Origin of the sequence: Polycladomyces abyssicola (assembly GCF_018326425.1) — a bacterium.
Lineage (GTDB): Bacteria > Bacillota > Bacilli > Thermoactinomycetales > JIR-001 > Polycladomyces > Polycladomyces abyssicola.
On sequence record NZ_AP024601.1, the window covers coordinates 2,539,305 to 2,561,530 of the forward strand.

Sequence of the window (22,226 nt, forward strand, 5' to 3'; positions counted from 1 at the left end):
GGATTTTTTATGCAGAAAGACAGATGGACAAGAAGTGCATGAAAAATTCCAAAATAAGTGATAAAATGAGATTATCCCCATCTCGGAGGTGCCTTCATGCTCAAGAGCAAAATGGCGAAAGTGCTCGTTTCCACCATGGTCCTGCTGGGCTTGTTTGTTCCCTGGATACTGATGGCCACCGGATGCAGCAGCCACCAACCAAAAGTGAAACCCAAGGATGAAGCCCCAGTGATCGTACCCGACAAGCCGAATGGGAAGAAAGTGTTGTTTGACAACACACATGAACAAACAGCCGGATCGGCTGACTGGGTCATCGACGGGGGTTTTTCTGACTTCGCCCAAGCATTGGCGGATGAAGGCTATGAAGTGAAGGAATTGCGCAAAAAAGACCCGCTCACCTACGATGACTTGCGCCCATACGACGTATTCGTCATCGGAGAAGCCAATAATCCCTACAAACAATCGGAGCAGACCGCCCTGTGGCAATATGTCCAAAATGGCGGCAGCATCCTGTTCATCTCCGACCATTACAATGCCGACAGAAACAAAAACCGTTGGGATCCGTCCGAAGCGTTCAACGGTTACCGACGCGGCGCCTGGAACAGCCCGACAAAGGGGATGAGTCCAGAAGAAGCCAAATCTCCCCCGATGCAGAATGTCATCAGTACTGACTGGTTGGCCCAGCATTTCGGTGTCCGTTTCCGCTACAACGCGATCGGCGATGTGACGGCCAATCAGATCGTGCCGCCGGATCAATCATTCGGGATCACGAAAGACGTTCAGACCTTTGCGATGCATGCCGGATCAACCGTCGCCATTCTCGATCCGCAAAAAGCAAAGGGGATCGTTTATTTGCCCCGTACCAACGCCAAATGGCCACATGCTGTCGACCAAGGCGTCTATAACGGGGGTGGCATCCCCGAAGGTCCGATGGTGGCCGTAGCCAAAGCAGGGAAAGGAAAGGCCGCCTTTATCGGCGATTCGTCTCCCGTGGAAGACGATACGCCCAAATACCGCAACGAAGAGACAGGTGCACCCAAAAAAACGCATGACGGTTTCCACGAACAAGATGATGCCGTGTTGTTGGTCAATCTGGTGAATTGGTTGGCCAAAAAGGAAAACTACACCCGTCTTTCGGAAGTACCGGGATTGAAACTGGATCAACCGACCCGTTTGTATGAATGGGAACAACCGGCCAAGAGCACCGAACCGGAGAAAGAGCCATGGGAGCCGCCTGCAAATGGATACAAATGGTGGGATCCCTCCACCTTCAAACCGGGTTCCTACGGTGCAACTGATTCGGGTGAACCCTCTCCGCCCTCCGGGGATGTACGGTACATAGCAGAACATCCCAACCCCATTCCCGCCGGGAAAACGGTGACCATCCGCGTGATGGCTGACGGCTTGCAACCAGGCACTACCGCCAACGGATACCGACTCGGCCTCTATTTGGAAGGCGGGAAACAAGTAGCCAAGTTCCGTAATGCGGACGGTTCTTGGCCGAGTACTTACGGTTACAGCGCCCCGTTCCAACTGAAGTCGGACAGCAAAGGACATGCCGAAATCACCTTGACCGCACAAATCGACCCGGGGTCCAAGGGGACGGCGTACATCCGGTTAAAACAGGACCGAGATATCCGGTGGACGAATAAGCTGGAGATCCGTTGAGAAAACGATAAAAAGTGGACAAGCGGCCCGTATTGGGAAATCACATCCCTGCGGGCCGCTTGCCTACCATTGCGAATACCTCCCGCAGTCGCTCGGACGGGCGACTGCGATCACTTTCACCATATCCGATGATGAATGTTCCACTACAAATCACTTTTCTTTGGTGCCAGACAGGGTACAAACCGTTTCCACGTGAGCGGTCTGGGGAAACATATCGACCGGGACCAACAGTTTCAGTTCGTATCCCCCTTGCAGCAATTGTGCGCAATCTTTGGCCAGAGTGGACGGATTACAGGACACATACACCAACCGCGGCACGCGCACTTCCTTCAGCATGTCGATCAATGGCTGACCCAGACCGGTCCGCGGTGGGTCGACCACGACTACATCTGGCCGTAACCCCGCTTTCACCCAACGGGGCAACAAGTCTTCCGCCCTGCCGACATGATACTCGGCATGGTCGATCCCGTTCCGCTTCGCATTGCGCCGTGCATCCTCGACAGCCGACGAAATCGTGTCCATCCCGATGATGCGGGCGGCACGATCCGCCAACCACAAGCCGATGGTCCCTACCCCGCAATAGGCGTCGATGACAGTTTCTCTCCCCGTCAGCTCGGCGGCTTCCTTCACCAAGTCGTACAGTTTCACGGTCTGGATCGGGTTGAGCTGGAAAAATGCCGTCGCCGACAACGCGTACACTTTTTTATTCAGTTGCTCATCCACTGTTTCCTTGCCCCACAAGACGCGGGTTTTCTCACCAAACACAAGAGAGGTGCGCTTCGGGTTGACGTTGAGCACGATGCTTTTCACCTGAGGCAAGCGACGAACCAGACGTTCCACCAGCTCTCGCTCTCGCGGTAATTCGTCGGTCCGGCACACCAGCACCAATTGGGCTTCTTCCGTCTGAAATCCAAAGCGGGCCACCAAATGGCGCAACACACCCGTATGTTTATTTTCATCATAGATGGGGATGCCAAGCTCTTCGACCGTTTTGCGCGCTGTTTCCAGGATGCGGTTGGTCTCGGGATGCTGTACCCCGCACTCCCTCATATCCACCAACCGGTGGGAACGGGCAGAATACATGCCCATCACCACCTTTTTCCCCCGTAACTGCACCGGCAGTTGGGCCTTGTTGCGATATCGCCACGGTTCGTCCATCCCCACCGTCTCTTCGATCGGCAATTCCCGCAAGGAAGTGTAGCGGGCAAACGTTTCTTCCACCAATTCCTTTTTCAACTTCAACTGCATCGGATAATCAATATGCTGCAGTTGGCAACCACCGCAATCGGCATAAACCGGACACGGCGGTTGAATCCGGTGAGGAGATCGTTTCCGAATCCGAAGCAGACGGGCTTTGGCAAACCGTCGTTCCACTTGTTCCACACGGGCCACCACTACTTCGCCCGGGATGGCCCCGTCGACGAACACCACTTGTTTTTGATAAAATCCGACTCCCTCTCCGTTGATGCCCAAACGACGGATGGGGAGCTGGATGGTTTCCCCCTTTTTCAAGCGAATCATCGTTTCTGTCTTTTTCATCATTCATACCTTCCTACCCGAGTTCAAACGATATCCCTCTCATTGTACCCGAATTTCCCGGACACCAAAAACCGCCTTCCCGAAAACGCAGGAAGGCGGTCAGTAAGTTGATATCATATTTCACAAACCCGCTTCCGAAATCGTGCCCTGATGCGAAGCATTATCCCCTCACATCAGCTGACGGAACCCGCACTCACCACTTCTTTTTCTTCTTGCGCAACAGAAGCCGCCAACACCGGGCGTGTGATGATCCGTTTGATAGACACTTCCCATTCTACCGGCAGTACCGAAACCAGCCGCGGCTCCCAGTTGCGAACGAGGAAAGCGGCATGGCTACGGCCATGATCCGGATAGATGAGCGCATCCAGCACTTGAATGCCTGTATCGAGGAGATCCGCTTTCCACTTGTCCGCCACGTCGGCAGCCAACACTTCCTCCGTCTCGATCAGGAGGAACTGAATACCGCTTTCTTCACCCGCCGGCAAAATCATCGGACGACGCAGGGAGGCGGCGCGCAAAGCAGGCAGACGATACACATTACACAAGTCTTCCACCACCGCACTGCCGGTGGGTTGTTCGCCCGCACCCTGACCCACCAACGTCACATCCTGCACGACATCCCCTTCCACATGGATGGCGTTGTATACACCGCGAACGCCGGAAAGCGGATGGGAAAGCGGCACCAGGGTGGGCGCTACTTGCAATGCTACCGGTCCTTCTTCACCGTATTGTTCCGCTTGGGCGAGCAATTTGATCGAATATCCCAATCGACGGGCGATCTCCAATTCGGCGACCGTGATGTCCGTGATCCCTTTCCGCGGAATGTCATCCACCGCCACATCCACCCCGAAAGCCAACCGACAGAGAATCGCCAGTTTGTGAGCCGAATCGAAGCCTTCCACATCTGCGGTCGGATCGGCTTCAGCGTATCCTTTTTCCTGCGCCTCCGCAAGAACAGAGTCAAACGAACGCCCATATTCGGACATTTGCGTCAAAATATAATTACAGGTACCGTTGACAATACCGGAAACCTTATGAATGCGGTTGGCTTTCAGCAAATGCTGCAAGGTACCCAAAACGGGGATGCCACCGCCCACACTGGCTTCATACAACAATTGAACGCCCTTTCCTCGCGCCAACTGCTCCAGCTCTACTCCGTGTTTGGCGATCAGCTCCTTATTGGCGGTCACAACGTGACATCCCGCTTCAATCGCTTTCATCACATAGGTGCGCGTGGGTTCGATTCCGCCCATCGCTTCAATCACCACTTGTACCCCCGCGTCCAATACATCCTCGAAACGGGTGGTCAGGAGATGTTTCACGCCTTCCACCTTTCGTTTCTTGGTTAGATCCCGCACCAGAATGCGGCGCACTTCAAACAGCGTGCCCGTTTTGCGTGCAATCACGTCCTGATTGGACTGGAGCATTTTGTATGTTCCCGTTCCCACCGTTCCCAGTCCCAACAACGCAACATTGACACGCTTCATCGCCTGCTCCCCCCTTTAAAAATTCAAAACCCTCTTCCAAAGATAAGAAGAGGGGACATGTATCCACGCCACCCTGCTCCTTATCTCTCAGCACCCGAAGGTACTGCAGGAATTGGCACCTTATGCCCGTACCCTGCCTACAACGCAGGGGCCGAACATGGTTGCCGGGCTTCATCGGGCCAGTCCCTCCGCCTCTCTCGATAACGAGTCAGTGGTTGATTCCTATTTAATTAGTCACTATTATCTAACAAAAAAAATACGTTTGTCAAACCCTTTTTTTTTGAACAATATCGGACATACGTCGTCATACAGGCGAAATTTGTCCGTTACCAGTAGAAAAATGTCCGGTTCCACGGGAAACCGGACATCAATCACACCGCTCCACGATGCGGTTGCGAAGCACGCCCAAACGCTCAACTTCCAGCTCTATCACATCACCCGGCTCCAACCAGCGATGAACCTCCGTACCCAGTTCCAAAATACACCCGGTTCCGACTGTGCCGGACCCGATTACATCTCCAGGATACAAAAAAACATCCTGGGAAGCCCGCTCGATCATCTCTGAAAAGGAAAAATGCAAATCCCGGAGATTGCCGTGGGACAATTCAACCCCGTTGACCCGGGCAGTCATCGCCAAATCCCAATGATCACCGTTTCTTCGGTCTTCCAGCTCATCAAGGGTGACTAACCACGGTCCCAACGAAGTGGCAAAATCTTTCCCTTTGGCCGGTCCCAAACCGACTTTCATTTCCTCAAGCTGAACATCCCTTGCGCTCCAATCGTTGAGAATGCACAATCCCGCGATATACTCCCTCGCTGACTCCCGTGGGATGTTGCGTCCCTTTTTTCCGATGATGCACGCCACTTCCAACTCATAATCCAAACATTGTGTGCCGCTCGGGCGGGAAACAGGTTGCTCATGCGCCAATATGGTCTGATGATTGGAAAAATAAAAAACAGGAAAATGATACCATTCAGGGATCATGTCGAGGCCGCGTCGCGCCCGCGCCGTTTTGACATGTTGTTCAAATGCGTAGAAATCGCGAAAACTGGGCGGTCTGGGCACTGGCGGGAGCAAGCGGACTTCCGCAAGCGACAATGCCACCGGTTCCCCCTCCACTTTCACTTGATCAGGCTGTGTACCCCGGCAAGCATCGATCACTTGACGCAACCATACAAGCCCATTCGCCCCTGTTTCCAGGAACGCGACCATATCTGTCGGAAGCGCACGGGGGAACGGAATGCCTTTTTCCAATATGGCCCATTCCTGAGCAAAACCGATATCCCAAACGTACCCATCCTGCACCCAACCGATCCGGGCATCCCCATGCACTTCTGACCGGATGTTCAAGACGTCTTCTTTGATCACATACGTCACCAAACGCATCCAACCACTCCTCTCCTCCCAGCATATGCATCAAAAACGGATGCTTGCAATCCATTTTGCGGGAAGATCATCGCAACGCCCGGTGACGTGTTGGTTGCAAAACTTCATCAGCGATCCGATCTGCTGCATTTCCGGATGCCAGTTTCGACATGACTTGGGCAGCATGTTCCCGACGGGCCGGTGACTCCAACCAACGCTTCATCTGTTGCGACAAACGACCGAACTGAACTGTTTCCGCCACTCGATGGCGCAGCAGGTATCGTCGGTTGGCCTCTTCCTGCCCCGGCAATGCGTTTAACAGTAACATGGGTAAACGTTTGACCATCGCTTCCGTTATGGTGAGTCCGCCCGGCTTGGTGATCAACAAGTCTGCCGCATCCATGAACAAGGGAACATCGGGTCGGAACCCCTCAACACGAATGTGGGGTGGCAGAGAATGACGGGTCAGCTCATACATCAGGGCCTCATTTTTTCCGGTCAGCACCACGACTTGGCAAATGGGGCCTGCGTTCTCCAATTCCCGCACGGTTTCGCGAACCGGTCCCATCCCTTCCCCGCCGCCCATCACCAACACTACCGGACAATCCGGGCTCAATCCCAACAAACGTCGTGCCTCTTGTTTCGGCGCGTTTTGGAGAAATTCCCGTCTCACGGGAATACCTGTCTCGATAATCCTGGTGGCAGATTGCCACAAACGCCGTTGCGCCTGTGGAGGAACCGAGATCCCGCTGGCCGTACACAACACATCAGGTGTACTCGACAGCCAAATGGGGTGAAGTTCATAATCGGTCACCACGCAGAATGAAGGGATGCGACGCCAGTGGGAAGACAACCACATCAATGCGAACGGATGAGTCGCCACCACTTTTGTCGGACGGAATTGGGACAGTCGCCGTACCAGTTGGCGCCGGATCATCCACCCCGCCCGCTTGATCGCTTCACCGGAAACATAACGAAACCAACGGGACTGATGTGTCCAATCATACAGATAGTGATACACTGCCGGGAACCGGTTCAACATACGGTGATACCCGGTTTGGAGGAGAGGATGTGCCTTCGTCGGTATCCAGTCCAACAAATCGACGTACATCACTCGCGCATTTCGCTCTTCCATCACATGCAACAATGCTTGTGCCGCTGAGTTGTGCCCGGCACCAAATCCCATCGACAGTAGCAACACACGTTCCATTTGGCGCCCTCCTCAATCCCACTCCTCTATCATTATGACAAAAACGGTCCGATCCGTCTCGTGTCTCATCAATATCTCGTGAAAAATTGATCGATCTTTAACAATCATGAAACAGATTGGACGGCCCATTTGGGCCGTCGCTCAGGGCTGGGATCGTTGGCGCGCCAGCTGCTCCTGCGCCAGTTTGACCATTTCCCGTACCATGAGGCCTCCGATGGTGCCGCCGATTTTGCCGGCATCCGACGTTTTCAAATCCCCATTGTCACCGGGTTTGAGGGGCACACCGACTTGTTTGGCCACTTCCATTTTGACCTGGTCGGGCGACAGCGGTCCTACATCCAATTCTCTGCTCATCACTTGGGCTTTCAACCGCTCCAGGGCCGGTCGCGACTCGGGCACCAACAATCGCCTTCTCCGTTTTCGAGCCATGTTTCCACCCCCTGTAAATAGTGTCCCATCAGGGGGAACAAATGATGTGGTGGACAATAAAAGGAAAAAACCGCCCGTTTGGGCGGTCGTCCAAATTGGGGGTTGAGAGGGGGGTGTGCAAATTTCCCTGTTCCATTGTACTTAGAAGCGTTTGGCCAAATCGCGTGCTTGTTGGATGGCTTTTTGCTTGATTTCTTCCGCTTTGTCCGGGAATTGCGACATGCCTTCGGCGATGACGGATTCCACCGATTCCACACCCAGGAACGACATGACGGCGCGGATATAACGGTCACCGAACTCGAAGTCCTTTGTCGGGCCTTCGGAGTAGATGCCACCACGCGCTTGGATGTGGACAGCTTTTTTACCTTTCAGCAGACCGACTGCACCGTTTTCGGTGTACTTAAATGTTTTGCCTGCGATACAGATGGAGTCAATATACGCTTTCATCCGTGGAGGAATACTGAAGTTCCACATCGGGGTGACGAAGATGTATTTGTCCGCTTCTGCAAATTGATCGACGATCTCATTGATCCGTCCCACTTTTTTCTGCTCTTCTGCAGACAATTCCTCAAACGCGGTTCCCTGTTGCAATTTGCCCCAACCACTGAAAACATCTTCGTCCAAGAAGGGGATGTCCAGTTTGTACACATCCAACTCGACGATTTTATCTTCGGGATGGGCCTCCCGGTAGGTATTCAAAAATGCCTGTCCCACCTGCAGGCTGAACGACTGATCTTCCGGTTTGGGATTGGCAGTGATGTACAAAACCGTCGCCATGTGAGCCTTCCTTCCTTTCATTAAACTAACTTTAGTTACGTTGATATTATGCATTTATATACTTACTTTTGTCAAGCTAAAAATAAATAAACATCTCCTCTCAAAATATTTCCGGACACGCCGGTTTTTACTCAATAAGAAAAGCCCGTCCCCCATGGGAACGGGCTTTTCCTCGTCACTTCGTGAAAATATGCTTTCCGATTTTTTTGATTTGCGGGCGAGACCAGATCCAATCAGAAGTTGCGGTGTCCGGGTTGAAATAGTACAGTGCACCGTTTGTCGGGTCCCATCCTCGGATCGCATCCATCGTAGCGCGATAGGCTGTACTGTTGGGGCTCAACCAGAACTGCCCGTCCTGTACCGCCGTAAACGCACCGTCTTGGAAAATCACACCGCTTACTGTTTTCGGAAACTCCGGTGAATCAATCCGGTTCAAAATTACAGCGGCTACAGCCACTTGCCCTTTGTAAGGTTCACCTCGTGCTTCACTGTATACAGCTCGTGCAATCAACGAAATGTCTTTTTTAGAAAAACGGGAATTTACAGAATGAAGAGGCTGCTTGTGTGCTTTTTTGGATACCGTCTGTTTGGACACTGTATGCCGCTTCAACGATCCCCACGTTTGGGGGCCGGTAATGCCATCAATTCGCAATTTATGATGAATCTGATACTGGATAACCGCTTTTTCCGTTTTCAAACCGTAAATACCGTCCAGCTTGCCACGGTACAGCCCCAGCTGTTGCAAGCGATATTGCAAATCCCAGACATCTCCGTTATTGCTGCCGTATTGTATCATCGTCGGTGCAGCGGCTTCCGCCTTTCCGCTTCCAAACGGAACCGCTGCAACGATCACCGCAACTACTGCTCCAGTGAGCAACCACGCCCACTTTTTCCAAATAGACATGTTATGCCTCCTTTCAAAGCCTCCGAGGTTAGCTGACGGGTTCGGGAAAGGAGTTAATCCCGGCCGCCGAAATGGCGGCTTCACCCCAACAATGATTGCATCCCCCGTACCCCGCGCCGAACACCGACACGGAGATTCGGCCTGTCTGATACACGTTGACCATTATAAGTTGGATATGGAAACCTTTCAAGCGAAAATGATTAGAATGTAAGGTATGTATTTCCTTGGAAATTACACAACAAAAAAGCACGGTGGAATCTTCCCCACCGTGCTTTTTTCCGTCCTTTTTATCCGCGCGCCGCTTGGTACCGTTTGGCGACTTCGTCCCAGTTTACCACGTTCCAGAACGCTTTGATGTATTCCGGACGCTTGTTTTGATATTTGAGATAGTAGGCGTGCTCCCACACGTCCAAGCCCAAAATCGGCGTGTCGCCATCCATCAGCGGGCTGTCTTGGTTCGGTGTGCTCGTCACGGCCAAGGAACCGTCTTTTTTCACGACCAGCCAAGCCCAACCGCTACCGAAACGGGTGGTTGCCGCTTTGGTGAATTCTTCTTTGAATCGGTCGAAGCTGCCGAAAGCTTGGTTGATCGCGTTAGCCAGCTCCCCGCTCGGTTCACCGCCACCATTCGGACTCATGATTTGCCAGAACAGGCTGTGGTTCGCATGACCGCCTCCGTTGTTGCGCACAGCGGTACGAATGCTTTCCGGTACTTGGTCAATGTTGCGCAACAAGTCTTCAATGGATTTTTCCGCCAAGGCGGTGTGACCTTCCAACGCCGCATTCAAGTTGTTGACATATGTGGCGTGATGCCGGCCATGGTGAATTTCCATCGTTTGCGCATCGATGTACGGCTCCAACGCGTCATGGGCATACGGCAATGCAGGCAGTTCGTGCTTGGCCATGATTCACCCTCCAATATGTAGGATTTGGTCCTTTTTCTTCTTCGAAAAAGGACGGGCAGTTTTTATCCTTCCCGATTCTATTATGCAAAAAACGTGGAATTATAGTCAACTTAAATGTATGAAAAGTGGACTTTTGTTGAGAATCCTGAACCGGAATCGCAGGAAGCGGGCATAGTACGCTTCACTCAACAGGATAATGCCCGCGATAGAGTCCTGCGCTTTTCCGATTCTTCACTTGGGAAAAAATGGCCACCTGAAGGGTGATCGGACAGGCTATCACTTTGTTGCAAACGTCGGTTTACCGTCCGGTTCCGCTGATAACGCGAGACAATTCTGTCACATCGCGCACAATATAATCGGCGCCCAACTCCTCAAACTTGGCTCGCGCGGCCTCTCCGGTCAATCCCGTCAACGTGGCTGCAAACTTGCAACCCATTTTTCGGGCTGCCAACAAATCGGCAATCGAATCCCCCACGATCAACACTTCTTCGCCTTTGGACAAAGGCAAATCGACGGTGAGCACCTCTGCATCCGCTTTGCTCCGACCGAAATATCCTTTTAAATATGTGTACGGTTGCGGTTTACCGAGCGGGGCATGTTCCGGGTGCGCCTGTTCAGCCTGAATCACATCATCTGCGGTGACGATCCGTTCCGGGTCAAACGCATCATACAATCCGAGGGCGGTAAGCGGCACTTCCGTCTCAATCAGCGGACGGCCGGTTCCCAATCCCAACACGATACCCTCTCTCCGTAACCCGTCCAGCACTTGTCTAATCTTCCGGGGATCGGCCAGCGGAATCTCCTGGTGCAAAAATCCGTTTTTGCCCGGTGTGGCCGGTGCCTTGTCTTCCACCTGCCGGTATCGGTCGTCACCCAGATACCATTCCTGGAACACATGACGCCCCAGCTCCCACAACGCGCTTTTGGGCGAGAACGCCTCGGTTTCCATACCCAACCACGCTTTCGCCAACGTATTGAAATACGCGATCAATTCCTGTTTGGTGACATTGGATTCGGCCAATGCCGGGATGAACGCGTCAAACTGCGGCTCATACATGATGCCCGCTTCACGCAACCGTCCGCCCAACTGGCGCAACACATCGGCTGTGACGGGGCCGCTCATCGCTTCCGCCACCCACTCCGGCCGCTCGGCTTGAATTTGTTTCAGCAAGCGGAGCCACTGCAGGGAAAACGTCATCTGTACCATATCCCAGTTGGAGTTGATCCCCCGCGTTTTGATCCAATCCAGCACCCGGTCGCTGTCAAACACCAACTGGCGCAGTTGACGGATTTTTTCCTCGGATGGTTGTGTGGTAAACACATCTCCCCGCAATCCCAAATAACGGGGATTGTACAGCAGCTCCCACACGGAGAGTGCGGAAGCGTCAAAGCATCGGTCCTCGCTTAAAAATACCCCATCCACGTCAAACAAGATCATCCGGTACAACGACTCTTCCTCCTCTTTTTTACTTACTTCCTTTTACTTTACCAGAGGATCGCATCAAAGCCCAACTGTTCATTGTATGAATTCAGTTAACAAAGAAAACCTTCCGCATCGGTTCATGATGAACCGAAACGGAAGGTTGGTGACTTGCCTATACGGCTGAAGCACCACAGGTACTCCCTTTGATCCCGTGGGCTTCTCGCTTCATCTGGTATGGAAATCCATATCCATCCACGGTGGCTTCATCTCATTCATACCCCAAATACCATTTCATCCTTTTCTCAATTGCTGTTGAAATGGAACCCGTTCCGCCAAATAGGTAAACAGTATTCAACGGACCGATCTGCGACCTCACTTCACACAGGTGAGCTTCCACATAGGAGTGCAACCTGTCGGATGGAGTGAGGAACAGCGGCGTACCGGACATTGCGGCCAGCGGGGCACCGGACGTGGAGTGTCAATCTAGCCACCAGTTACCTTGCAAGCCTTTACCAATATCCTGGTATGGTGGATGAGGATGGAGTTGCCGTTGCGGTTGGGTTCTCTATCTTTACTCTGATCTTGTCTACGATCAGTTTTCTTTTCTACAGAAAGTCAAAACCTATATGGGGAAAATGATTTCATTCCTTGGTGCGGTTACCTTGTTGGGGTACCGCCAGCAATTTACTGTACTGCGGGCATGGCACTGGTTTGATCGTGTCAAAGCCATTGCCGAAGCGAAGCGACTTCTCAAAGAAAGCGGCTGTTTGATTGTGATGGATTCGGGATTTCACCCTAAAAAACCGCATCCCCTGTACTTGAAAACGCTGGAAATCGCACAAAAATACAGGAATGGAGCCGTCAAACCAGCAGGTTCCAAAGCGGAGGCGACCTCACGTTTGCTAGGTTTTCCTAGAAATTGGTTTGACGAATGGGAAGCGGCCGGTTTTGAATGGACCGCCGGTTGGCAATGGGAGTATGTTGTTCCGTTTTCCCACGAGTATTGGTGTGGGCGGATCCGGACATTTCATGGTACAGCCGGTTTTCGAATGAGATCAGGAATGTATTTGACAGGGAAATGCGATCGTTGTTGGAAGAAGCATTTCCAAATGAACCGGTTGAAGTGCCTCACTTATGTTCAGTTTTAATACTGAAAAACGAGCATGATGCATGAAAAATGTCTGGGGGAAAGAGAATTAGACCCCTATGCTTGAAGGGATCGAAGTTTGAGTGCTCTCATGGTTAACCATAAAAACCTCCACGATATTGTGGAGGTGAAGTGTGGGAAGCTAGTTACTCAATACTATGATTAACCCCCAATCAAGGGGAATATTTATTCCTAATTTTGGTTTCGTTAGGGGTATTGTGTAATGACTAAGAAAGATAAGCGCCCAAAAGGGTTAGGCAACGATTCCTTCTTTTTTTTGGGCCACTCACTACAAACCCTGATTTACAAGGGTTATAAGAATTTTTTGTTGAAATTGATTTCAATCAATCTTTTGGAGGGAGAAAGATGGATTTATGGTCTTTGAGGAAATTATTAGTTAGAAAGCTAATCGTGGCATCATTACTGTTTGTGTTCTGTTTAATTTATTTTTTATTTAATTCAGTAGTTGTTGGTATTGAAATGATGGAGAGCATCGCTTATATATTGATTTTTGGTGTACCCATTCTCTTTATTTATGCTCCAATTATCTCGGTCGTAGCAGAATTAATCAGTCAAAAATACTCGAAAAATAGAAAGTCCAGCAAACTACTTCTCTCTCTGGTCATTCATCTAATTGGTGGAGTTATTTTGCCTACTTTAGCTGTAGCTGTAACTAAGCCTTCTGATCTCCCTCTCATGTTTAATAGTGTCTTTTCGTTATTTATTTCACTATCTGCAATTGTACCTGCATTTTTATTTTGGTTGGTGGATCTACTATGGCTTGATTTCATTTCAAAAAAAACAAATCTCTCTAAGTAAAATAGGTTATTTCCCCTATTTTGCGTGAACTCTGGACGGAGTTATTCGAGATGGAGGTGTGTTTATGGCAATTAGAATCCGTGAGGGGACGCTCAATGACTGTTCTGCTATTGCAAAAGTTCATGTCGATAGTTGGCGTACTACTTACAACTCCATTGTTCCAAATGAATATCTAATCAACATGTCTTATTCCGACAGTGAGAAAAGATGGATTAAGCGACTACAACAAGCCGACAATCAACACAAATTGTATGTTGCGGAAAATGAGTCCGGGACAATTGTTGGATTCGCAGGTGGAGGACGTGAACGTTCTGGCGAACCCGGTTACGACGGTGAATTGTACGCTATATATCTGCTAAAGGAGTTTCAAAGACAAGGCATTGGTAAACTACTTTTTAAAGCAGTGGTTGATCACCTTGCGACACAATTTCGCTCGATGCTTGTGTGGGTCTTGGCAGAAAATGATTCCCGTTACTTTTATGAGGCTCTTGGAGGTATCTATATCCGTGAGAGCACAATTACGATTGCTGGAAAGGAACTTATAGAAGTCGCCTACGGATGGTCTGATATTCGAAAGTTAAAAGATAACCTGTAGTGAAACACAACGCATTTTTTGTCGAAATCAGAAGATGACACCAACGGTAATGGTCTCTACGGAGAGCCAGAGGGCTCGGCCCTAGGCTCCGGGGGCCATATGAGACTTTTGAATCGGGTAGTCTATTTTTTCACAGCAATCAAGTGCAGTTCTGCAAAATCCTGTACGATGCCAGCTTCGGGATCGCTGTTGAATTCCGTTTCCAATCTCTCCACCCCTGCTTGATAGTCTTTTTCATCAATCAACGTCAATACGGAAATATCCCGATTTCGATGAAGAACCTGCATTCATTGAAACGTACCGACAGTATGGAGGAGATTTTGTCAAAGCGGCAAGAGAATATGGTATCAAACCTGAATCGCTCAAGGAAACATGGGTGAAAGAAAAAGATTTGAATGAAGATATGAAAGAAGCATTGAAATACACAGGGGTGAATGATTTTGTTCAGTTCCATGCCGGAGATCACGATGTGATTGTCTGGCTGAAAGAAAGAAAATGGACGAAAAAACCGTATGAAGCGGTCAAAGATCAAGTGAAAACCGATTATATTATGGATGTCTCGAAATCGATGAAAGAAGAGTATATAAATGAATTGGCAACGAAATATGGTCTCGTGGTGAATACCAAATATTTTTCTCAAACAATAAACTCATCCGTTCCTGACACAAAAACTCATACCGGCCACGAACATCATCATTGAACCTGACAGGGGGATGAACTAAATTGATTCGGTTTTTTAAACTGTTTATTCCACACTTCCTTTTTTCGCTGGTTTGCGGAGTTCTCCTTTTCGCTCGAATTTTTTTGTCTCTAATATCTGGATTTGATCACAAAGCAGGATTTGTAACAAGTTTACTGGTGTGGTTATTGTTACTTGGGTTAATTATTTTTTTGGGTATTCGTTATCTCCGGTATTATTTTCATCGGGTCGTCGTCCCGCTTAGTCCGGATACGACCAAAAGATTTAATGTCGCACTTCAAGGCGGAATCCCGTTTTACGGAATGTTTCTCTTTTGTTTGGTAGTGTGGCAGGGCGGCAACATGGTCGATGTTAGCGGTGAACATTGGATTCACGGTTGGATCGTATTTGGGTTTCTAGGTACTGTGATTTTTGGACTCCTGTCTTTAATCTATACCATAGTGATGAGATCTTACTGTAAAAAGCTTAATGATCATGCAGCCATGTAAAAGAAAACGGAAGAGAATAGTTTGTGATCTTTGTCCGATTTTCTCTATTTTCTTCCAATCCCTATACAAAACCCAGCAGTTTTTCCGCTGGGTTTGTCAATAGCCTCAGCCTCTTCAAGAGGCATTTTATTATCCTATCTATGTTTGATCATAGTGGGTTGCTACAACCTCACAGGAGCTACATAAATAAACGTAAATAAGTCCTTCTTGGCCCTCTTCATAATGCTGTGCGATAAAAGGCATCTTTTCTTGGCAACGTGGACAATTAGGGAAATAAGCATCATTAATCCATACTGGATATCCACCAATCTTAGATTTCTCTTCAAAATAAAGTTCTTCCCATGCTTCTTGCTTAGGTCCTACATCAAAACAGGTCACCCCAAAATCTTCGTAGTTACCATCAGGTTGGTGATAACAATATTCTGGTTTCTCGTTATAAAAACTCCACCTTACATTCCCATCCCCATCTACTTCTGTGTAAATAGTGGAATAACATGTACATTGAATACAAGTAGCTATTCGAAGATATTTTCCTTGCATACCTAGAAAATGCAACTTAGGATTAGAAAGGTCCAAATCAAATAGAACTGCTAGTTTCCAACCACAGCATTGACACCTTTCCTCTAACCAAATATTTTTTTGTGCTGCTAATGCAGCAGTATAGATATGTTCTTCATAGACTAAATCTTGTCTCTTTCCATTCTCATCTAATTTCCAATTTGCTTCATATGAATACTCTTCGGGAGGGATACATAGCTTATCAGCCCAAGATGGTGGGTTCTGCCTCCATAGAGAAAACTGCCGCTGAACTTCTTCATCACCTACCCAAGCAAGTGATAGTAATAAATGATTAACTGTCAAAGAATCAAGGGAAGAAGCCTCCTCCATTCGTTGAAGAAGAAGAGTACGAACCTCTGCATTTGCTTTTCGGTATAAAGTTCCAGGATAGAATTGCTCTTTATCAATCCATTCTTTTTGAAGTTCACTCAGTGAAGAAGGTCTGATTTTTACTAGCAGTGCTAGAATTTCCTGTATATGGGATTCATCTTCTAACTCCATTACCTGTCTAGCTAGGCTGATCAACTCTGATTGAGGTAATTGCATGATATATTGACACAGCTTTTTTTTCTCATCTTGAGTCATGTTGAATGATATAAGTAGTTTGATTTGTTCTAAGGAAACCCCTTGCTCCATATTCTTCTCCTTTTTCTCACTTTTTTAGGTGGAACACAAACGTCTGTCTCACTATTCATCCGGGGCCATGATCTCAATTTCGATTTTGACCAAGCCATATTCATCATAATACCCGTAAACCGGGAAATACCCGTCGCCCATGGTCGAAATTGCCAAAACGCCGTCCAATCCATCCACGGGACCACCCAAATTTTCGTTGTAAGCGGCATCACAAATCCGCCAATAAGCGCTGTCTTCCCGGATGTCTGTCATGATGAAAGTTTCCTTTTCCTGAGCAATCTGTTTGATGATTTCTTTCAACCGATCCGCTTCCGCTTTATCGGTCGTTTCGATCCGATAGGTTCCGTTTTTCACTGTGACTCTGTATCCTCGCCTTTGAAGTTCTTCTCTGACGATCTCTTCACCTTTACCCCAGAACTCAACACCTTGAACGTCGCCTCTGTTAGGAGGTTCGACACCATAATTGATGGGATCACAAATAACCAGCATCGCACAATCTACAGGGACATGACCGATCAGACGTTTTTCCAATGTCCATTCCCCTTTTACTAGGCTCTTCCGGGCCTTTATTTATTTGGACGGCTTTCTCTTTCCTAGATACCGATAAAGTGTTGCCTTGGACACCTGAAGCGTTTCACAAATTTCCTGGATGGAAAGATCGGAGTCCTTCATCTACGGAATTCCTCCCCTTTATCATGCCTGAGAGCTGGGATCTGCATCCTTTTTGTGTTTTTTGTTGACGAAAGTTTTTGCCCGGACAAGCCCTAGACGGGTTTTTTCTTGGAAACCTCTCTTTGGAATCGGTATGAAAAACCAGCGACATAGTCGCTGAGTTGGGTTATTTTTTAAAGGTTTAAGATACACTTATTAACCAAAGACATAAAATGGAGAGTGCAGCCGAAAGAATTGCTTGGAAAAGTTTCCATTTCTTCTCTTTTTCTATTTTTGAAAGAATTGATTGGAAAATTTTACATTTCTTCACTTTTTCTGCTTTATTGTAATAATCCAACCAATAAAAGATTGCAAGTAAACCCCAACCAACTGAACCGAACCACAAGCGTTTCGCGTCTGTAAAGATAAGAGAAGCTAGCAAAAATAGTAGAGCGAGAGTTTTCATTAAGATATTCCTCCACATTATAAAGCTCACTTTCACTACTATCATAGTTGGATAGAAAATAGTTTACAACAATAGTATTTTAAATAAAGTGTACTGCTTTTACTCTGTTGATAACCTTTATCATTCATGCCGATGAACTTAGAAAAGGCGCCGGGAACTTACCCTACGATAAACCTCAGATCAACGAACAATGTTTTCCAACGTTTTAACTCCGGTGGTTAATACAAAGATCTATGTCCCATATGGGCTTGGTCTATTGGGATTTTCCTTACCATACCTGACCACACTTGGAGCCACATTGCAAAAGAGTAGTCTCTTGTTTCAAAAACGAAAAGGATCGAGGGCGGGACCCCTTTGGCTGAAAATGAATATTTATGTTAAGATGGAGAAGAGATTGTGAAGAAATGTACTTGCAGGTTAATTCAATAAGAAATGATGGGAGGGCATTGTAATGAGGATTAATCAAAAGGAATTTTATATTCATAATTTACGTTATATTATAAGGTCTGCAATAGAGAAAGATGCGAAAAACTTGTCTGAAGTAAGATTGCAAGTAGATGGCGAAACAGAAAATCTAGATAGAGAACAAGGCGAGGCGTACATAGATGAATCAGGTTTTAAACAGTTAATTAAAGAGGATACAGAGAGTATTAGTAATCTTTTTTTAGTTGCTGAAGTTAATGAAAGAATTGTAGGTTTTTCAAGGTGTGTAGGGTACAAATTGAAAAGAATGTCTCATAAAGTAGAATTTGGAGTCTGTGTATTAAAAGAATATTGGGGATATGGTATAGGGAAAAAACCTTTTAAAAGAGTCTATTCATTGGGCTGACTCAAATGGTATTAAGAAAATAACTTTGAATGTTCTTGAAACTGATGATAAAGCTATAAGGCTTTATGAAAAATATGGTTTTGAAGTTGAAGGGATTCTAAAAAATGACAAAATTCTATCTGACGGGGATTACTATAATACTATATTAATGGGAAGGTTTAATGGATAAGGATTAAAGAACAAATCGAATTTCAATTTTTTAAAACTAATGGGGTGTTAGTTGAAAAAGGGGAGACTAGCATGTTTCTTAGAAAAGTAACCTCTGCATCATTAACAACGACGTTTCTAACCATTTTTTGGTTCTTTTTATGATTTTACCCTATCACACATCATTTTTCCGGTCACCTTGTTATGTGTGTTTACTTTTGGCATTCTATTCTCTACATTGATCGAATTAACTGTTAGGAGGTTCAATTTAAGACCACGTTGGATCATTACTTTTGTACTTTACTTTTTAAGTGGATATGCACTCTATGCAATCAATAATTTGGCCCCCAATGTTAATTTGACACCCTCCTTTACAGTATATTTTTTCCTATTTCCTACCATATTTGGAGCGCTAGTATTTTTTGCATTCGATGAATTATTGAGGAAAACATCCTTGTTAAATAGAAAACCATCGCTAATCTTATGTATAAGCTCCCCTGTTGTATTGGGTATTTTTATCTACGCGATAGCGATCCTTAATAAATAGGGTTGGTAAACTGAAGCAAACCACTGAATCCACCCTCATCGTCGGTACGCATTGAAGGATCAAGCCTTCATGACAACATCAAAAGCAACCCGGTTAGGTAGTTGCTACCTGTTGGGTTGCTTCGTTTTATTTTCGATATCGACGGGAGTTTGTCGAACGGAGTCTGGGCAGGATTCGCCGTTGACGCCACAAGAAGTAGCGTTTATTTGGAATCCTGCCGAAAGAGTAACATCAAGAAAAAAGGTGCGGTGTCCGCATCAAACAACAACTATATAATATTTGGCAGTCGCTTTTCGTGATGTGTGATCTTTTTAGGGAAACCGCGAAAGAGGTCGCACTGCATTTTGGCTTCTAATATCCATATGACGATGATCGGAGAGTCACCGATTACCTGAAACGCGTATGTGCTCTTCTACGAGATGCGGAATCTATATATTAATAGGGAACCGCCATGCGAGAAATTAAAAAAGCCCTCAGTTGAGGGTTTTACTTTTTATGGAATCTGCTTTACCTCTGGTAACAGCTTCGCTGGTATTACCCCTTATGAATGTCCGCTAATCATATTAGCGGACATTCATAAGGGGCCTCATTAATATAACCTTCAATTATCGCCACCAATGGCTTTGCTCAAGCAAGGTTGTCGCCACTTGACACTCCCGTTCAAACCAACGTTGCATCTGTGTTTTCATTACCAGGAATTCAGATGCGGCATGGGAGACACCGATCAACGACATCGAAGTAGCGGAGACGTAGTCCATCATTTCCCGAAAGCGCCTTCTGCCATAATCATTGTCCACCCGACAGTGTATTTCACCTGTTACATAAGCTTGGGCTCCTTTTTCTTCCGCCTCTTTCATGGCCGCAACGACATCCCCGCAGCCAGCGACAATTGCAATGCGCGTAATATTGCTCCGTTTTTTTCCCTCAAAATCCACATAAGGAATAGCAAAAATCTCCTGCAACCAAGCGATCAGTGCGTCCGTATCCACTTCCCCGATCTCTGCGATCCGACCGTACGCTCCCATCTGATCTCGGAAAAATGTATCCGTCTCTCGCGCTTCCAAAGCTTCAACAATGGACGCATTGGTACCGATGGTCGGATGTATGTCCATCGGAACGTGACAGGTGTAGACCGACAATCCCTTCTCCCTGATACGCGCCCACCATTCCCCATCCACCGGGACAAATCCCCTGCCCCATTCTCCACGGGGATCGCCGCATTCCATCGTCAAAGGATGATGCATAAACAGGAGATCCCCTTCGTCACCCTCATCGAGAAACGCTTCCAACACATCCTCCGTCGGAAATACCGCGAGAAACACACGGCGGACCCGCCCGACGCCGCGAATCATAAAGCCGTTGAACAACTGGTTGAATTCTGGTTCGAACGCTGATTTCCAGTCGAATCCGATCGGATCGTATACACCAGGAATAAACCGGCTGAACCCCGGGTCCGGTCCCAGATCCTTCACACGAAAAAAACTGTTCAATGCCCGTTCAACATCAGATAACAGCGCCACTTTGGCCCCTCCTTTTTTAGTGCCATCGGCAGCCGAAGTCTCTTATATTATTTTCTGATTATAATGTTAAATGGGAAAAATAATCCACTACAGCGAATCATTGCATATCACTGGTAGCAGGCCAAAGTCGTTAAATTCTATGTTAAGATGGTAGAAGGGATTGGACGCCACATTGTGGATTTTCATTGCCCAGTGTATTGCTGGGTTCTTTTCTGTTCTCTATCACCCTTCTATCACCCTCTCAGCCCTCGAATTTTGACCTGTGTGGCGTCCAAATTTCCTTTAAAGTGATGAAGCGATAACATCCACGCACAAAAAAAGAGAGGGTTTCCCCTCTCCCCAACCCCCGTTAAATCATTATATGTAGCCGCCACCCGTTGTACGAACAGTCGTTCAAAAATAGGGCTCCCGAAAAAATTTACACATCCTTCTGTGCCTCTTCCTGATTTTTGATGCTCATCATCTTTACAGAATCCGCATTCTGTCAACATCATTCCTCTGATGTATGGTTCGACTCGAGATTCCGAGACCTCTAGAGCCACACCTCACTCCAACCGTGTGTTTTTCGACCTTTCTTATCACTAAAGAAAGAATAGTTACGGTGACTCCCTTTTAGTGAAGAAAAAAGAGGCTATTGAAATAATTTATCAATTGCCTCTTTGTCATATTCTAAAACCCAGTCATTGTATAACTCATACAAGGGTCTTATACTTTCTTTGTTCGAAGCAATAATGTCGCAACCTCTATCATCATAAATATGAAAAATCGTGTCTTTTGAGAGGTTTATAAAGAATACATCGTGAAAAATTTTAGGTCTAATGTCCATTTCCCGATTACAAATCGCCTTTATTAAATGAATATACTTTACATCTTGAACCTTGCATTTAAGTAAATATCTATGTGTTTCAATATCGTAAATATCATATACATCTTCAAAAACGTATGGAATAATCTGGTGTTGTAACCTATACAAAATATCCTTTGATTTTATATGATGATTGAATATCTTTACTTTTCGCCTTTTTAATATATTTCCTTCGCCAGCGTGATGAACGTTGGCTACAACAAAAATCTCATCCCTAATAGAATGAAGTGCATTGAAAAGTGTTATTGCACGAAAATAGACACGTTCCATATAACTTCCTATGTTTTCTTCATCGGGATTTCCTAATTCAAAGCGAATCCCAAAATCCCAATTGTAGAAAAGGGACGGTCTTAATTTCAGGTTAGGAAATTTGTTATTTAGATAATCATGTAATTGCACACTGACACCCCAAATCCTTGTTTTTACGATGCAGAAAAGCTCGACAACCTCAAAGAGGAAATTTTGGGTTCAACCAAGTTCTTATCCTAAATATCAAGGAAGGGTACGGCAACATCATCATAAGTTAAGATTCTTTATATCCTATCACATC

At 47.1% G+C, this 22,226-nt stretch carries 23 protein-coding genes, 1 pseudogene and 2 riboswitches; of the genes and pseudogenes, 7 read left to right on the plus strand and 17 right to left on the minus strand.

Annotation, left to right across the window (positions count from 1 at the left end):
• Nucleotides 1–96: 96 nt before the first annotated feature.
• A complete protein-coding gene (locus KI215_RS12750; RefSeq protein WP_212773094.1) occupies nucleotides 97–1,668 on the plus strand; it encodes a motility-associated ABC transporter substrate-binding family protein in 1,572 nt (523 codons plus the stop codon).
• A 150-nt stretch (nucleotides 1,669–1,818) separates the two neighbouring features.
• Here KI215_RS12750 and rlmD read toward each other — a convergent pair whose 3' ends face one another.
• The 10 genes from rlmD to KI215_RS16365 all read right to left on the minus strand — a co-directional run bounded on the left by rlmD (nucleotide 1,819) and on the right by KI215_RS16365 (nucleotide 12,165).
• Entirely contained in the window at nucleotides 1,819–3,210 is a 1,392-nt protein-coding gene (gene rlmD / locus KI215_RS12755) for a 23S rRNA (uracil(1939)-C(5))-methyltransferase RlmD (protein WP_212773095.1), read from the minus strand.
• Nucleotides 3,211–3,380: 170 nt separating this feature from the next.
• Entirely contained in the window at nucleotides 3,381–4,694 is a 1,314-nt protein-coding gene (locus KI215_RS12760) for a homoserine dehydrogenase (RefSeq protein ID WP_212773096.1), read from the minus strand.
• Nucleotides 4,695–4,771: 77 nt separating this feature from the next.
• Nucleotides 4,772–4,901, minus strand: a riboswitch (SAM riboswitch).
• Nucleotides 4,902–5,061: 160 nt separating this feature from the next.
• Nucleotides 5,062–6,081 carry a fumarylacetoacetate hydrolase family protein gene (locus tag KI215_RS12765; RefSeq protein WP_212773097.1) on the minus strand — a complete coding sequence of 340 codons (1,020 nt, stop codon included), beginning with the start codon at nucleotides 6,079–6,081 and terminating at the stop codon, nucleotides 5,062–5,064.
• A 67-nt stretch (nucleotides 6,082–6,148) separates the two neighbouring features.
• Nucleotides 6,149–7,270: an MGDG synthase family glycosyltransferase gene (locus KI215_RS12770; protein ID WP_212773098.1), complete on the minus strand. Its 1,122-nt coding sequence runs from the start codon at nucleotides 7,268–7,270 to the stop codon at nucleotides 6,149–6,151.
• A gap of 141 nt (nucleotides 7,271–7,411) precedes the next feature.
• Complete coding sequence (locus KI215_RS12775) at nucleotides 7,412–7,699, minus strand: alpha/beta-type small acid-soluble spore protein (protein ID WP_212773099.1); 288 nt, start codon at nucleotides 7,697–7,699, stop codon at nucleotides 7,412–7,414.
• 141 nt (nucleotides 7,700–7,840) lie between these two features.
• Complete coding sequence (locus KI215_RS12780) at nucleotides 7,841–8,476, minus strand: FMN-dependent NADH-azoreductase (protein WP_212773100.1); 636 nt, start codon at nucleotides 8,474–8,476, stop codon at nucleotides 7,841–7,843.
• Between the two features lie 175 nt (nucleotides 8,477–8,651).
• Nucleotides 8,652–9,380, minus strand: a complete 729-nt coding sequence (gene sleB / locus KI215_RS12785; protein ID WP_212773101.1) for a spore cortex-lytic enzyme — start codon at nucleotides 9,378–9,380, stop codon at nucleotides 8,652–8,654.
• 2 nt (nucleotides 9,381–9,382) lie between these two features.
• A riboswitch (cyclic di-AMP (ydaO/yuaA leader) is annotated at nucleotides 9,383–9,532 on the minus strand.
• Between the two features lie 135 nt (nucleotides 9,533–9,667).
• Entirely contained in the window at nucleotides 9,668–10,285 is a 618-nt protein-coding gene (locus tag KI215_RS12790) for a superoxide dismutase (protein ID WP_212773102.1), read from the minus strand.
• 298 nt (nucleotides 10,286–10,583) lie between these two features.
• Nucleotides 10,584–11,723: an HAD family hydrolase gene (locus tag KI215_RS12795; RefSeq protein ID WP_246512310.1), complete on the minus strand. Its 1,140-nt coding sequence runs from the start codon at nucleotides 11,721–11,723 to the stop codon at nucleotides 10,584–10,586.
• Nucleotides 11,724–11,976: 253 nt separating this feature from the next.
• Nucleotides 11,977–12,165, minus strand: a complete 189-nt coding sequence (locus KI215_RS16365) for a hypothetical protein (protein ID WP_420830196.1) — start codon at nucleotides 12,163–12,165, stop codon at nucleotides 11,977–11,979.
• A gap of 169 nt (nucleotides 12,166–12,334) precedes the next feature.
• Here KI215_RS16365 and KI215_RS12805 point away from each other — a divergent pair, with 169 nt between their 5' ends.
• The 3 genes from KI215_RS12805 (at nucleotide 12,335) to KI215_RS12815 (ending at nucleotide 14,269) form a co-directional block, all read left to right on the plus strand.
• Entirely contained in the window at nucleotides 12,335–12,856 is a 522-nt protein-coding gene (locus KI215_RS12805) for a hypothetical protein (RefSeq protein ID WP_212773105.1), read from the plus strand.
• A 365-nt stretch (nucleotides 12,857–13,221) separates the two neighbouring features.
• On the plus strand, nucleotides 13,222–13,674 hold the full coding sequence (locus tag KI215_RS12810; RefSeq protein ID WP_212773106.1) for a hypothetical protein: 453 nt from the start codon (nucleotides 13,222–13,224) through the stop codon (nucleotides 13,672–13,674).
• Between the two features lie 64 nt (nucleotides 13,675–13,738).
• Nucleotides 13,739–14,269 carry a GNAT family N-acetyltransferase gene (locus KI215_RS12815; RefSeq protein WP_212773107.1) on the plus strand — a complete coding sequence of 177 codons (531 nt, stop codon included), beginning with the start codon at nucleotides 13,739–13,741 and terminating at the stop codon, nucleotides 14,267–14,269.
• Between the two features lie 122 nt (nucleotides 14,270–14,391).
• On the opposite strand, the gene KI215_RS16135 is transcribed toward KI215_RS12815, so the two are convergent.
• Nucleotides 14,392–14,520 carry a hypothetical protein gene (locus KI215_RS16135; RefSeq protein ID WP_275956706.1) on the minus strand — a complete coding sequence of 43 codons (129 nt, stop codon included), beginning with the start codon at nucleotides 14,518–14,520 and terminating at the stop codon, nucleotides 14,392–14,394.
• A gap of 125 nt (nucleotides 14,521–14,645) precedes the next feature.
• Between KI215_RS16135 and KI215_RS12820 the strand changes: the two genes are divergently transcribed.
• Nucleotides 14,646–14,969 carry a hypothetical protein gene (locus KI215_RS12820; RefSeq protein WP_212773108.1) on the plus strand — a complete coding sequence of 108 codons (324 nt, stop codon included), beginning with the start codon at nucleotides 14,646–14,648 and terminating at the stop codon, nucleotides 14,967–14,969.
• A gap of 626 nt (nucleotides 14,970–15,595) precedes the next feature.
• On the opposite strand, the gene KI215_RS12825 is transcribed toward KI215_RS12820, so the two are convergent.
• From KI215_RS12825 to KI215_RS12840, 4 genes are all read right to left on the minus strand, one after another.
• Nucleotides 15,596–16,651, minus strand: coding sequence for a DUF1963 domain-containing protein (locus KI215_RS12825; RefSeq protein WP_212773109.1), 1,056 nt, complete (start codon nucleotides 16,649–16,651; stop codon nucleotides 15,596–15,598).
• A gap of 51 nt (nucleotides 16,652–16,702) precedes the next feature.
• Nucleotides 16,703–17,182, minus strand: a complete 480-nt coding sequence (locus KI215_RS12830) for a hypothetical protein (RefSeq protein WP_212773110.1) — start codon at nucleotides 17,180–17,182, stop codon at nucleotides 16,703–16,705.
• Between the two features lie 39 nt (nucleotides 17,183–17,221).
• Nucleotides 17,222–17,323 (minus strand): helix-turn-helix domain-containing protein, encoded by a 102-nt coding sequence (locus tag KI215_RS16370; RefSeq protein ID WP_212773111.1) that lies wholly within the window; start codon nucleotides 17,321–17,323, stop codon nucleotides 17,222–17,224.
• 181 nt (nucleotides 17,324–17,504) lie between these two features.
• Entirely contained in the window at nucleotides 17,505–17,768 is a 264-nt protein-coding gene (locus KI215_RS12840) for a hypothetical protein (protein WP_212773112.1), read from the minus strand.
• A 451-nt stretch (nucleotides 17,769–18,219) separates the two neighbouring features.
• Here KI215_RS12840 and KI215_RS12845 point away from each other — a divergent pair.
• Nucleotides 18,220–18,766: pseudogene (locus KI215_RS12845) on the plus strand (N-acetyltransferase family protein).
• Between the two features lie 781 nt (nucleotides 18,767–19,547).
• Nucleotides 19,548–19,646, plus strand: coding sequence for an aminoglycoside 6-adenylyltransferase (locus KI215_RS16375; protein ID WP_212775195.1), 99 nt, complete (start codon nucleotides 19,548–19,550; stop codon nucleotides 19,644–19,646).
• A gap of 250 nt (nucleotides 19,647–19,896) precedes the next feature.
• Here KI215_RS16375 and KI215_RS12855 read toward each other — a convergent pair whose 3' ends face one another.
• On the minus strand, nucleotides 19,897–20,811 hold the full coding sequence (locus KI215_RS12855; RefSeq protein WP_212773113.1) for a Nif3-like dinuclear metal center hexameric protein: 915 nt from the start codon (nucleotides 20,809–20,811) through the stop codon (nucleotides 19,897–19,899).
• 631 nt (nucleotides 20,812–21,442) lie between these two features.
• Entirely contained in the window at nucleotides 21,443–22,075 is a 633-nt protein-coding gene (locus KI215_RS12860; protein WP_212773114.1) for a DUF3885 domain-containing protein, read from the minus strand.
• Nucleotides 22,076–22,226: the final 151 nt, after the last annotated feature.

What these genes read in the sequence shown, in the direction of transcription:
- KI215_RS12750 (WP_212773094.1), top strand. Translation starts at nt 97, where the DNA reads ATGCTCAAGAGCAAAATGGCGAAAGTGCTCGTTTCCACCATGGTCCTG.
- rlmD (WP_212773095.1), bottom strand. Translation starts at nt 3,210, where the DNA reads ATGATGAAAAAGACAGAAACGATGATTCGCTTGAAAAAGGGGGAAACC.
- KI215_RS12760 (WP_212773096.1), bottom strand. Translation starts at nt 4,694, where the DNA reads ATGAAGCGTGTCAATGTTGCGTTGTTGGGACTGGGAACGGTGGGAACG.
- KI215_RS12765 (WP_212773097.1), bottom strand. Translation starts at nt 6,081, where the DNA reads ATGCGTTTGGTGACGTATGTGATCAAAGAAGACGTCTTGAACATCCGG.
- KI215_RS12770 (WP_212773098.1), bottom strand. Translation starts at nt 7,270, where the DNA reads ATGGAACGTGTGTTGCTACTGTCGATGGGATTTGGTGCCGGGCACAAC.
- KI215_RS12775 (WP_212773099.1), bottom strand. Translation starts at nt 7,699, where the DNA reads ATGGCTCGAAAACGGAGAAGGCGATTGTTGGTGCCCGAGTCGCGACCG.
- KI215_RS12780 (WP_212773100.1), bottom strand. Translation starts at nt 8,476, where the DNA reads ATGGCGACGGTTTTGTACATCACTGCCAATCCCAAACCGGAAGATCAG.
- sleB (WP_212773101.1), bottom strand. Translation starts at nt 9,380, where the DNA reads ATGTCTATTTGGAAAAAGTGGGCGTGGTTGCTCACTGGAGCAGTAGTT.
- KI215_RS12790 (WP_212773102.1), bottom strand. Translation starts at nt 10,285, where the DNA reads ATGGCCAAGCACGAACTGCCTGCATTGCCGTATGCCCATGACGCGTTG.
- KI215_RS12795 (WP_246512310.1), bottom strand. Translation starts at nt 11,723, where the DNA reads ATGATCTTGTTTGACGTGGATGGGGTATTTTTAAGCGAGGACCGATGC.
- KI215_RS12805 (WP_212773105.1), top strand. Translation starts at nt 12,335, where the DNA reads ATGGGGAAAATGATTTCATTCCTTGGTGCGGTTACCTTGTTGGGGTAC.
- KI215_RS12810 (WP_212773106.1), top strand. Translation starts at nt 13,222, where the DNA reads ATGGATTTATGGTCTTTGAGGAAATTATTAGTTAGAAAGCTAATCGTG.
- KI215_RS12815 (WP_212773107.1), top strand. Translation starts at nt 13,739, where the DNA reads ATGGCAATTAGAATCCGTGAGGGGACGCTCAATGACTGTTCTGCTATT.
- KI215_RS12825 (WP_212773109.1), bottom strand. Translation starts at nt 16,651, where the DNA reads ATGGAGCAAGGGGTTTCCTTAGAACAAATCAAACTACTTATATCATTC.
- KI215_RS16370 (WP_212773111.1), bottom strand. Translation starts at nt 17,323, where the DNA reads ATGAAGGACTCCGATCTTTCCATCCAGGAAATTTGTGAAACGCTTCAG.
- KI215_RS12840 (WP_212773112.1), bottom strand. Translation starts at nt 17,768, where the DNA reads ATGAAAACTCTCGCTCTACTATTTTTGCTAGCTTCTCTTATCTTTACA.